Annotated in this window: 9 protein-coding genes; 3 read left to right on the forward strand and 6 right to left on the reverse strand. The window is 70.3% G+C overall.

Going from position 1 to position 11,104, the window contains the following annotated elements:
• Nucleotides 1-9 precede the first annotated feature (9 nt).
• Complete coding sequence (locus tag O3Q52_RS13500; protein ID WP_269649020.1) at nt 10-2,427, reverse strand: MMPL family transporter; 2,418 nt, start codon at nt 2,425-2,427, stop codon at nt 10-12.
• 167 nt (nt 2,428-2,594) lie between these two features.
• On the opposite strand from O3Q52_RS13500, the gene O3Q52_RS13505 reads away from it, so the two are divergent.
• Entirely contained in the window at nt 2,595-3,284 is a 690-nt protein-coding gene (locus O3Q52_RS13505) for a response regulator transcription factor (protein ID WP_269649012.1), read from the forward strand.
• Complete coding sequence (locus tag O3Q52_RS13510) at nt 3,281-4,723, forward strand: HAMP domain-containing sensor histidine kinase (protein ID WP_269649013.1); 1,443 nt, start codon at nt 3,281-3,283, stop codon at nt 4,721-4,723. The genes O3Q52_RS13505 and O3Q52_RS13510 overlap by 4 nt, the downstream gene beginning before the upstream one ends.
• 148 nt (nt 4,724-4,871) lie before the next feature.
• Here O3Q52_RS13510 and O3Q52_RS13515 read toward each other — a convergent pair whose 3' ends face one another.
• The 3 genes from O3Q52_RS13515 to O3Q52_RS13525 all read right to left on the reverse strand — a co-directional run bounded on the left by O3Q52_RS13515 (nt 4,872) and on the right by O3Q52_RS13525 (nt 8,209).
• Nucleotides 4,872-6,422 (reverse strand): ABC transporter substrate-binding protein, encoded by a 1,551-nt coding sequence (locus tag O3Q52_RS13515; protein WP_269649014.1) that lies wholly within the window; start codon nt 6,420-6,422, stop codon nt 4,872-4,874.
• A 204-nt stretch (nt 6,423-6,626) separates the two neighbouring features.
• The gene (locus O3Q52_RS13520) at nt 6,627-7,952 is read right to left on the reverse strand and encodes a metallophosphoesterase (RefSeq protein ID WP_269649015.1); all 1,326 of its coding nucleotides are present in this window, start codon (nt 7,950-7,952) and stop codon (nt 6,627-6,629) included.
• 14 nt (nt 7,953-7,966) lie between these two features.
• Nucleotides 7,967-8,209: an SCO4848 family membrane protein gene (locus tag O3Q52_RS13525; RefSeq protein ID WP_055615755.1), complete on the reverse strand. Its 243-nt coding sequence runs from the start codon at nt 8,207-8,209 to the stop codon at nt 7,967-7,969.
• Nucleotides 8,210-8,345: 136 nt separating this feature from the next.
• Here O3Q52_RS13525 and O3Q52_RS13530 point away from each other — a divergent pair, with 136 nt between their 5' ends.
• Entirely contained in the window at nt 8,346-9,686 is a 1,341-nt protein-coding gene (locus O3Q52_RS13530) for a D-alanyl-D-alanine carboxypeptidase (protein WP_332112901.1), read from the forward strand.
• On the opposite strand, the gene O3Q52_RS13535 is transcribed toward O3Q52_RS13530, so the two are convergent.
• Both O3Q52_RS13535 and O3Q52_RS13540 read right to left on the reverse strand, forming a co-directional pair.
• Entirely contained in the window at nt 9,640-10,671 is a 1,032-nt protein-coding gene (locus O3Q52_RS13535; RefSeq protein ID WP_269649017.1) for a YihY/virulence factor BrkB family protein, read from the reverse strand. The genes O3Q52_RS13530 and O3Q52_RS13535 overlap by 47 nt on opposite strands.
• Nucleotides 10,659-11,063, reverse strand: coding sequence for a GtrA family protein (locus O3Q52_RS13540; protein WP_269649021.1), 405 nt, complete (start codon nt 11,061-11,063; stop codon nt 10,659-10,661). The genes O3Q52_RS13535 and O3Q52_RS13540 overlap by 13 nt, the downstream gene beginning before the upstream one ends.
• Between the last annotated feature and the right edge of the window lie 41 nt (nt 11,064-11,104).

An 11,104-nucleotide genomic window follows, 5' to 3' on the forward strand; every position in this document is an offset into this window, starting at 1 on the left:
CCCGCGCGGTCAGTTCACGGCGTCCACCTCGTCCTCCGCCAGCTCGACGTCGTACACCAGCGGTTCGGCGCCGACCATCACGTGCCGGGCGCGGGAGGGGTGCTCGGCGGCCGTCACGGCCAGCAGGTACGAGCCCGCGGAGGGCACCGAGACGATGTACGAGCCGTCGGCCAGCGACGTCACCCGGTCGAGCTGACGGCCGCCCTTGGAGAGCAGGGTCAGCGCGGCGCCCTCGACAGGTGCGCCGTCCGGGGTGCGGACGAAGCCGTGGATCACGGTCGAACCGCCGTCGGCGTCGGCCACGCGCGCGTGGGGCTCGGAAACCTCCTCCTCGCGGGGCTCCACCGCCAGGTGCGGCAGCCGCTTCTCCAGACCGGCGGGCAGCCACCAGTTGGAGTTCCCCAGGAGGTGCATCGCGGCCGGCACCAGCGCCGTACGCAGGATGAACGCGTCCAGCGCGACCGCCGCCGCGAGCCCGATGCCCGCCATCGCGCCCTCCATGTCGCCGCTGAGGACGAACGCGGAGAAGACGCAGATCATGATCAGGGCCGCGCAGTTGATGACCCGGCTGGTCTCGGCGAGGCCGACCCGGACCGCCCGCGCGTTGTCCTTGGTGTGCACCCACTCCTCGTGCATGCGGCTCACCAGGAACACCTGGTAGTCCATCGAGAGCCCGAAGAGCAGCGACAGCATGATGACCGGCAGGAAGGCGGTGATCGGCCCCTCCTTGCCGAGGCCGAGGAGTCCCGTGCCCCAGCCCCACTGGAAGATCGCGACGAGCACTCCGAAGGACGCGGCGGCCGCGATCAGGTTCATCAGGGCTGCCGTCAGCGGCACCACCAGGGAGCGGAAGGCCACCATCAGCAGCAGGAAGCCGAGCGTGATGATCGCCGCGACGAAGTACGGCAGCCGGTCCCCCGTCACGGCCGCGAAGTCCTTGAAGACGGCGGTCACCCCGCCCACGTGGGCCTCGGTTCCGGACTCCGGGATCACGTCGTCCCGCAGCCGGTCGATCAGCTGGTCCGTCTTCTCGGACTGCGGTGACGTGGTGGGCACGACCTGGATCACCGTGACGCCCTGGGAGGGCGGCGCGGCGGCGACCTGGGCGACGCCCTCGGTCGAGCGGATCGTCGACACGAGCGCGTCCGTGTCACCGCCGTCCACGACCACCTGGAGCGGGCCGTTGAAGCCGGGCCCGAAGCCCTCGGCGAGCAGGTCGTACGCCTGGCGCGTCGTCGTCGAGTCCTTGTGGTTGCCCTGGTCGGTGGCGCCGAGCCGGATCGACAGGACGGGCAGCGCGAGGATCACCATCACGACCAGTGCCCCGGCGGCGATCGAGCGCGGCCTCTTCTGCACGTACATGGACCAGCGTGCCGCGAGGCCGCTCGCCTCGGCCGGCTCCGGTCCCGTCGCGGCGAGCCTGCGCCGCTGCTTGCGGCTGAGGACGCGCATCCCGAGCAGGCCGAGGAGCGCGGGCAGCAGGGTGGTCGCGGCGAGAACGCTGAGCACGACGGTCAGCGAGGTCGCGACGACCACGCCGTCCAGGAAGCGCATGTTCATCACGAGCATTCCGGCGAGCGCGATGCACACCGTGCCGCCCGCGAACAGCACGGCACGGCCCGAGGTGTTGAGGGCCGTGACGGCGGACTCCTCGGGCTTCATGCCGCGCAGGATGCCCCGGCGGTGCCGCGTCACGATGAACAGCGCGTAGTCGATGCCCACGCCGAGACCGATCAACGAGCCGAGCAGCGGGGCCACTTCGGGCACGTCGGTCACATGGCTGAGCAGCGAGGTCGCCATCAGGCCGGTGCCGAGGGCCGCGATCGCGACGACGAGCGGCAGCAGCATCGCGAAGAGCGAGCCGAAGGCGAGGAAGAGGACGACCGCCGCGGCCATGATGCCGACCATCTCGGCGATCCCGGTGGGCGGCTCCTGGATCCGAGTGATCGCCTGACCGCCCAGCTCCACCTGGAGACCGGCGCGTTCGGCGTCCTGCGACGTGTCGACGACGTCCTGGACCAGCTCCTTGGGGACGCCGTTCGCCTGCTCGGTGAAGGTCACCTGGGCGTAGGCGATCCGCCCGTTCTCACTGATCTGCGTGGCCCCCTGGGCGGCGTACGGGCTGCTGACGTCGCCGACGCCCTTCATCCGCCCGATCTCTTCAAGGGCGGGCTCGATCCGGGAGCGTACGGAATCGTCCCGTACGGATCCGTCGTCGACCTTCCACACCACCGTGTCGGTGTCGCCCGACCTCTCCGGGAAGGCCTTCTCCATCAGGTCGTACGCGCGCGTGGAGTCCGTGTTCGGAAGAGTGAAGGTGTCCGCGTAGTTCGTGCCCGCGGCGGATCCCGCGAAGCCGAGCCCCAACAGTGCCCCCACCCACAACAACAGGACCACCAGCCGGTGCCGATAGCACCACCGTGCCAATGTCGTCACGCCTCAACGCTCCTTAGTCGTTCGTCGGTCGGTCCCCCAGGTCCTGCGGCTCAGCATCGGGGTGGCGCGCACCCGTGGACACGACTCGGCCATGACTCACAAGGAACTCCAAGGCACGACCCGGCCCCGTTGTCGGTGCCCGCGCCGATACTGGGGACATGACCGCTCACGAGGGGGCGACCGTCCTGGTCGTCGAGGACGAACCGAGCATCGCGGACGTCCTGGCCATCGCTCTGCGCTACCACCGCTTCGAGGTGATGACGGCGGGGACCGTGCGCCAGGCGCTGACGCTGGCCGAGCGCACCCGCCCGGACGCCGCGCTCCTCGACGTGATGCTCCCGGACGGCGACGGCCGGGCACTGGGCCGCGAACTGCGCGCGAAACAGCCCGACCTGGCCCTGGTGTTCCTGACCGCGCGGGACGCGCCCACCGAGATCGTCGGCGCGCTCGCCTTCGGCGACGACTACATCACCAAGCCGTTCAACATCGACGAGGTGATCGCCCGCATCACCGCGGTCCTGCGCCGCACCCGCCCGGCCGACGTCCTCCCCGAGCGCCCGCCCCTGCGCTACGGAGACCTGGAGCTGGACGAGACGACGTACTCGGTGCACCGCGCGGGCCTCTCGGTCGAGCTCACCCCCACCGAGTACGCGCTCCTGCGCTTCCTCGTGCGCAACGGCGGCCGGATCGTCCCCAAGGAGCAGCTCCTGCGCCACGTCTGGCAGTACGAGCACTCGGCCGAGTCGACCGTCGTGGAGACGTACATCAGCTATCTGCGCCGCAAGCTCGACGCCCTCGGCGCCCCGGTGATCACGACCCGCCGGGGCGTCGGATACGGGCTCGCATGATCTTCCGCCACCACCACAGCCGTGGCATCCACTCGCTGCGCGGCAAGCTGACGCTGGCCAACGTGGCCTTGCTGGCGCTCGGCATCATCGTGGCGACGGCGGTCAGCCTGATGGGCATGCGGTACTACCTGCTGGACCAGATCGACTCGGAGCTGTTCAAGACACGGGACTCACTGGGGAGTACGCAGCTCACGGCGCGGCAGATCGACTCGATGAGCGCGCTGGCCTTCGTCCGCGACGGGAAGATCCCGGAGTCGCAGGGGCCGCCGAACTCGGACTCCCTGTTCGCCATGGTCGACAGGACGGGACGCACCCTCACCATCGGCAACTTCGAACCGACGGAGAACCAGCGGGCGCTGGCCGCGGCCGTGGACGACCCCCAGTCCCTCACCGGCGACGCCGAGCCACAGGACGTGACCGTGGACGGCGCCCCGTTCCGGGTCATAGGCATCTCCCTCACGGACGGCACGACCATCCTGCTGGCCAGCTCGACGGACGCCCTGCACAAGGGCATGGCCAAGGCCCTCAAGCTCGATCTGACCTTCGGTGCCCTGCTGTTGGCGCTCCTCGCCGTACTGACCATGCTCAGCGTGAGCCGCCGGCTGCGGCCCCTGGAGGACATGGTCGAGACGTCGTCGGCGATCGCCGAGGGGGATCTGGCCCGGCGCGTGCCCTCCAGCCACCACCCCACCCAGGAGGTCGAGCAGCTGCGGCTCGCCCTCAACTCGATGCTCCACCAGGTCGAGTCGGCGTACCGCACCCGCGAGCGCAGCGCCACACAGCTGCGCCGCTTCGTCGCGGACGCCTCCCACGAGCTGCGTACGCCCCTGTCGGCGATCCGCGGCTACCTCCAGCTGTACGACAAGGGCATGCTGCGCGAGCCGGGCGAGCGCAAGCGGGCCTGGGACCGGATGACCGGTGAGGCCGACCGCATGGCCCGCCTGGTCGACGAGCTGCTCACCCTGGCCCGCCTCGACCAGCAGCCCGAACTGCGCTTCAAGAACGTCGACCTGAGCCGTCTCGTGCGTGACGCGGCCGAGGATCTGCGGGCCCAGCAGCCCGAGCGGCCGGTGTCCGTGGGCGCGGACGGGGCCCTGCTGATACACGCCGACGAGTCGGGGCTGCGCCAGATCCTGGGCAACCTCGTGGCGAACGTACGGACGCACACGCCTGCGTCTGTCGCTGTCACGCTCGGTCTTGAGCGGGTCGACGGGGTCGTCCGGCTCTGTGTCGCCGACGAGGGGCCGGGCCTTGACGAGGATGATGCCTCGCGCATCTTCGACCGGTTCTTCCGGGCGGGTGGGGGTGCGGGCAGTGGGCTCGGCATGGCCATCGTCCAGGGGGTGGCCATGGCTCATGGTGGTGAGGTGGTGGTGCGGACGGCTCCGGGGGAGGGGTTGGCGGTGACGGTTACGTTGCCCGCGAAGGCTTGCGGTTGATTGTTCGGGGGCGAACGGTGCGTTGTGATCTGCAGGGCCGTGGGGGCTTGTCGCGCAGTTCCCCGCGCCCCTGACGGGCGCTCAGCCCCGCGCCCCTGGGGTGAGCCCATCGCGTCACTGACGCAACCGTCAACCCCGCGCGAACGAGTCAGATCCGGTCGAGGCTCCACAGCCGGAAGACCCCGGTGCCGTCCGACAGGTACTGTCCGCCGCCCACGGCCTCGCTGCTCAGTACGTAGTCCTTGCGCTGCCACAGCGGAACGAGCGGAACATCGCGGGCGACGTCGTCCTGGACCGCCCGGAAGTCCCCCTCCGTACGACTGCGGTCCGCGTACTGCCGGCTGTCCTGAATCCGCCGGTCCACGTCCTTGCTGCTGTAGCCGTTCTTCATGCTGCCGCCGGTGCCGACCAGCGGCGCGGTGAAGTTGTCCGGGTCGGGGAAGTCTGCGACCCACCCGACGGCGTACGCGTCCAGCTCGCCGTCCGCGTACCGCTTCTGGAAGTCGGTCCACTCGTAGCCCTTGAGCGTCACCTGGAACAGTCCGCCCCGCTCCAGCTGCCGTTTGAGCTCGGCGGCTTCCGCCCCGGCCGCGTCCCTCCCCTTCGCGTAGCCGTAGGTGAAGCGCACGGGTGTCTTCACCCCGGCTGCGGCGAGCAGTGCCTTCGCCCGCGCGGGATCGGGTTTCGGGTAGGCGTCGAAGAAGGAGGCCGTGTGCCCGGTGATACCGGCGGGGATCAGCGAGTACAGCGGATCCACCGTGCCCCGGTACGTCGTGGCGGCCAGCTCGTCGCGGTCGACCAGCAGGGCCAGCGCCTGCCGTACGCGGCGGTCGTGGAGCGGTGATCCGGCCCGCACGTCGAGGTACAGATTGCGGGTCTCGGCGCCGGCCGCCTCCGTGACGCGATGGCCGGGATCGCTCGGCGACAGCCCGGCGAGCACCTTGGGCGGCAGCGTGCGTGCGACGACGTCGACCTTCCTGGCCTTCCAGGCCGCGTCGAGCTTCTCGGGGGTCGCGTAGTAGCGCACGACGGCGGATTCACCCTTGCTCTGCGCCGCCCCCCGATAGCGGGAGTTCGGCGTCAGAACGGCCCGCTGATCCTTCGTGTACGTCTTCAGCGTGTACGGTCCCGAGCCGTCGACCCCGTTGCCGGTACGCAGCGAGTGCCCGGAGTAGCGGGTGCGGTCGACGATCGAACCGGCACCGGTGGCGACCTTGAACGGGAACGTGGCGTCCGGCGACGACAGATGGAAGGTGACGGTCAGCCCTTCCGCGTCCACCGAACCCACCGTGTCGAACAACGAGGCGGGCCCCACGGGCGAGTCGATGGACCTGACCCGGCCGAAGGAGAACTTCACGTCCTCGGCGGTCATCCTGCGCCCGCTGGGAAACGTGATGCCCTCCTTCAGCGTGCACCGGTACGTGGTCAGGCCCGCACCGACGAATCCGCAGCTCCTGGCCGCGTCGGGCACGGGGTCCGCGCCGCCCGGCTCGAAGGTCAGCAGCGACTGGAAGACGTTGCTGAACAGGTCCCAGGACCCGGCGTCGTAGGCGCCCGCCGGATCGAGGGCCGTCACCGCGTCCGTCGTACCGACGGTGATGGCCCCGCCGCCGCCCGTCGGCAGCTGCTGCCAGCCGCCCACACCCACGGCGACCAGCACCAGAACCACCGCGAGAATCCGTATGCGAACCGATCGCATCGGCGCCCCTCCTGGAGCCACTGTCCCGTGGCTCGATCCCGCCACTCCCCCAGTGGCTCCTCGTGCCACTCCCCGGTGGCGCGAGGCACTCAACCACAGGGTTTTCAGGCGGGGGAAGGCTTATGGGGAGTGTTGGGAGAAAGCTGACCAAGCGATGGTTTCCGGCCGCTTTCACAGCTCGCTCCCAGGTGTGACGTGCGCGCTTCAGGCCTGCCGGGAAGCCAGCTCCACGACGGTGATGTCGGACGGCGCGCCCACCCGAGTGGGCGGCCCCCAGGCACCGGCGCCCCCCGACACGTACAACTGCGTGTCCCCGTACCGCTCCAGGCCCGCGAGGGTCGGATTGGCCTGATCCGCGATGAGGCTGCCGGGCCACAGCTGGCCGCCGTGCGTGTGCCCCGAGAGCTGGAGATCCACCCCATGGTCCACGGCGTCATGGATCTGCACCGGCTGGTGTGCCAGCAACACACATGCCCGCGACCGGTCCCGGTCCCCGAGCGCCTTGACGAAGTCGGGCCCCTGCCCCTCGTCCTCACCGGCCACGTCGTTGACCCCGGCGAGATCGAAATCGGCCAGCTCCGTACGGGCGTTCTCCAGCGGGCGCAGCCCCAACTCCCGTACGCGCGCGACCCACTCCTCGGCACCGGAGAAGTACTCGTGATTGCCCGTGACGAAGAACGACCCGTGCCGTGCCTTCAACTGGGCGAGGGGCGCGGCCGCGGGGCCGAGATCCTTCACGCTGCCGTCGACGAGGTCACCCACGACCGCGATGAGGTCGGGCTGCGTCGAGTTGATCGTGTCGACCACCTTCTGCGCGAACCCACGCCCGAGTATGGGCCCGAGGTGCACATCGCTGACGACGGCGATGCGGTAACCGTGGGCCGACCTGGGGAGTTTCGCGAGCGGCACGGTCACCCGCTTCACCTTGGGCCCGCGCAGGACGCCGTACGTCCCGTATCCGACCGTTCCCACGGCCGCGGCAGCGGCGGCCCCGCTGACCACGCGCGAGACGAAGAGGCGACGCGAGGGGCCGGTGGCCGCGGGCTCCGGCTTCTCGGCGGGCCCGGGCTTGGCCCCGGCCTCGGCTCCGGCTCCGGCCTCTGCTCCGGCTTCGGAGCGCGTCTCTGGCTCTGAGGAGGGCTCGGCTTCCAGGTCGGGAACTCGCGTGCGTACGGGTGCGTCCTCGCGTACGCCCACCGGCTCCACCGCGGGCGTCGAACGCCGCTCCAGCGCCCGCCGGAGCAACGGCCGTACGACCTCCCCCACCAGCAACCCCAGCAGGAGATAGAGCGAGAAGGCCATCCACAGGAACCCCGGCCAGGCCAGCACCTGCTGCAGCCAGAACGGTGCCCCGCCCCGCTCGGACGCGATCGCCGCGAACATGAGGAACGGCCCGCCGACGACCAGGGCCGTGCCCACCCGACGCGCCACGCCCGGCCGCGCCGTCGTGTCGCGCACCATCCGGCGCCACACGTACCAGTGCAGACCGCCGAACACGGCCAGGACCAGGACCACGAACACGATGATCACGCGGAGACTCCCCGTTATGACGTGTGACGCAAGGCTCGAACACCGCGCAACCCGATGCCCCCGACGACCGTCCCCAAGACAAAGGAGACAACGGCGAGCGTCAGGTGCACCCAGAAGTACCCGGTCGGATCGCCCGCGTCGTCGAACGCGAGCCCACTCCCGTCCTTCCACAGGTTCTTGACGAAAGTGATCCAGATGACCCAGCTCCACACTCCGAAGGCGAGCAGGAACCAGGAGACGGGACGGCTGAGCTTCATGGGTTCAGTATCGCCGCCGTCGAACGGCACCGGCGCCCGGGGTGGGGAGGACCACAGCGGGAACGACTGCGGCGGTACGCGCCACGGTGGGGAGCACCGCGCGACTTCCCACCCCTCGCCCTGTACGTTCTCGACCGTGCCCGCCATGAAAAAGACCGCCAAGTCCTCCTTGCTGGTCACCTCCGCCACCCTGTTGTCGTTCTCGCTCGCGCTCACCGCGACCGCCACCGCGCCGGCCCTCGCGGACGACAAGCCCTCCTCGACTCCGTCGGCGACTCCGTCGACGTCGACCTCGCCGTCGGGCAAGTCGTCGACCAGCCCGTCGGCCACGCCCCCGGCGGACATGTCGACCGTGGGCGGCGCCCAGCTCGGCCGGTCCGGCACCCAGGCGAACCTCGGCACCGGCGCCCCCGTCCTCCCGAAGGACCTGAGCGCCCGTTCCTGGATCGTCGCGGACGCCGAGTCGGGCGATGTCCTCGCCTCTCACAACGCGCACTGGCGGCTGCCTCCGGCCAGCACGCTGAAGATGCTGTTCGCGGACACCCTGCTGCCGAAGTTCCCGAAGGCGGAGAAGCACAAGGTCGTGCCGTCCGACCTGGCGGGCATCGGCTCGGGCTCCAGCATGGTGGGCATAAAGGAGGACGAGACGTACACGGTCCACGACCTGTGGCTCGGCGTCTTCCTTCGCTCCGGCAACGACGCGGTCCGCGTCCTGTCCGCGATGAACAAGGGCGTCGACCAGACCGTCAAGGACATGAACGCGCACGCGGAGGAGCTCCAGGCCCTCGACACGACCGTGGTCAGCCCGGACGGGTACGACGAGAAGGGGCAGGTGTCATCGGCGTACGACCTGACCCTGTTCGCCCGCTCCGGCCTGCAGAAGAAGGACTTCCGGGAGTACTGCTCGACGGTCCGCGCGAAGTTCCCCGGCGAGACCAAGAAGAACAAGAAGGGCAAGACGACCCGCGAGTCCTTCGAGATCCAGAACACCAACCGGCTGCTCACCGGTGACTACGGTCTCGACGCCTACAAGGGCATCGCAGGTGTGAAGAACGGCAACACGACGAATGCGGGCTCGACCTTCACGGGTGTCGCCGAGCGCGACGGCAAGGTGCTGCTCGTCACGGTCATGAACCCCGAGAAGGAGGAGCGCGACCAGGTCTACAAGGAGGCCGCGAAGCTCCTCGACTGGGGCTTCCAGGCGTCCGGCAAGGTCGACCCGGTGGGCGAGCTGGTGCCGCCGAAGAGCGCGGACACGGACGCGCAGCCGGGCGCGAACGCCTCCGGCGAGGCGGGCGGTCCGGGCGACGGCGAGGCCCCCTCGAAGCCCGTCGCGGCCTCGGCCGAGACGCACGGTTCGAGCGGTGTCGGCATCGCGCTGGCGATCACGGGCGGCGTCCTCGTGCTCCTCGCGGCCGGTGTCTTCGTGATCAACCGCCGCTGGCCGCTGCCCGACCTGATGCGCCGCCGCCGCTGACACCGGCGGACCTGCCGATGCCGGTGGCTCCGCCGGCGTCGGCGACCGTGCCGGACCCGGTGGATCCGCCGGACCCGGCCGGTCCGTCCTCCGCGGCGGAGTCGTCGGGCTCGGCCGACTCTTCGGACCCGGCCGGCTCCTCGTGCTGCGTCGCCGTCCAGGCGGCGCAGTACAACAGCAGCTTCGAGGTGAAGTTGATCCACAGGAGCAGTGCGATGGGTACCCCGAACGCCCCGTACATGCTCTTCGACGCGACGCCCTGCATATAGCCGCTGAGCAGCAGTTTCAGCAGCTCGAACCCGGCCGCGCCGATGAGCGCGGCGACGACGAGGCGACGCCGCGCGGGCTGGACTCCGGGCAGCAGCGTCAGGACGTACAGGAGCAGCAGGAAGTCGGCGAGGACGGCCACGGCGAACGCGGCGGTCTGCAGCAGCACCCCGCCCCAGCCGTCCTCGTCGATGCCGAACTGCCGGGCCGTCCAGCCCACCGTGCTCGACGCGACGGTGGAGGCGGCGAGGGTGACGAGCACGGCGCCGCCGAGGCCGACGAGTACGCCGCCGTCCTTGACCTTGCGCAGGAAGGGGTTCTCCTCCTCGTCCGGCAGCTCCCAGACCGCGCGCAGGCACTCGCGCATCGAACCGACCCAGCCGATGCCGGTGAACAGCAGCAGCGCGCCCGCGATGAGTCCGACCGTGCCGGCGTTGTCGACGAGACCGCCGATGTCGAGCTGGTCGGAGATGCCCGGCACCTGCTCGGCGATCTTCTCCTGCAGCTTCTCCTGCCCCTCCTTGTCGAGCGTCGCGGCGGCGATCGCCGCGGCGACGGTGATCAGCGGGAACAGCGCGACGAAGCTGATGAAGGTCATCGCGGCGGCGAGCCGCGTCCACTTCACCCGGTCCAGCCGTTCGTACGAGCGCCACGCGTGCGTGTCCATCAGACGTGCGACCAACGGGCCCACGCCGGGGAGCTTTTTCAGCCAGTCCATGATCCGACTCTGCCCTCGCCTCGGAAAACCAATGTCCGGGTACCCCAAAACCGCAGGACAGTGGCAAGCGCCATGCCGATTCCCGAACCCGACACCGTGTCCGCGCGCGGGGAGGTGAAACCGAGGCCGTAGTGACTGATGAGGATGCACAGCAGCTGGACGAGGGCGCCGGCGACGTTCACCGCGAAGAAGACCGCGTACCGGCGCAGGCCGCCCGTCGACGTGTGGCGGTAGGTGCCGAGCGCGTTGCCCGCGTACGCGACCGAGCAGCCCGCCACGAACGACAGGGCCTTGGCGGTGAGCGGGTCCAGTCCGACGGGGCCGCGCAGCCAGACGAAGAGGGCGAGGTCGGCGGCGTACGCGAGGAGCCCGACGGCGGCGAAGCCGAGCAGTTCCTGGGCGCCGGGGCGCCGGGCCCGCGACCTCGGCCGTG

Source organism: Streptomyces sp. ActVer, assembly GCF_027270795.1.
GTDB lineage: Bacteria > Actinomycetota > Actinomycetes > Streptomycetales > Streptomycetaceae > Streptomyces > Streptomyces umbrinus_A.

Excerpts from the sequence above, each read along its gene's own strand:
- O3Q52_RS13505 (WP_269649012.1), top strand. The coding sequence starts at position 2,595 with ATGACCGCTCACGAGGGGGCGACCGTCCTGGTCGTCGAGGACGAACCG.
- O3Q52_RS13510 (WP_269649013.1), top strand. The coding sequence starts at position 3,281 with ATGATCTTCCGCCACCACCACAGCCGTGGCATCCACTCGCTGCGCGGC.
- O3Q52_RS13515 (WP_269649014.1), bottom strand. The coding sequence starts at position 6,422 with ATGCGATCGGTTCGCATACGGATTCTCGCGGTGGTTCTGGTGCTGGTC.
- O3Q52_RS13525 (WP_055615755.1), bottom strand. The coding sequence starts at position 8,209 with ATGAAGCTCAGCCGTCCCGTCTCCTGGTTCCTGCTCGCCTTCGGAGTG.
- O3Q52_RS13535 (WP_269649017.1), bottom strand. The coding sequence starts at position 10,671 with ATGGACTGGCTGAAAAAGCTCCCCGGCGTGGGCCCGTTGGTCGCACGT.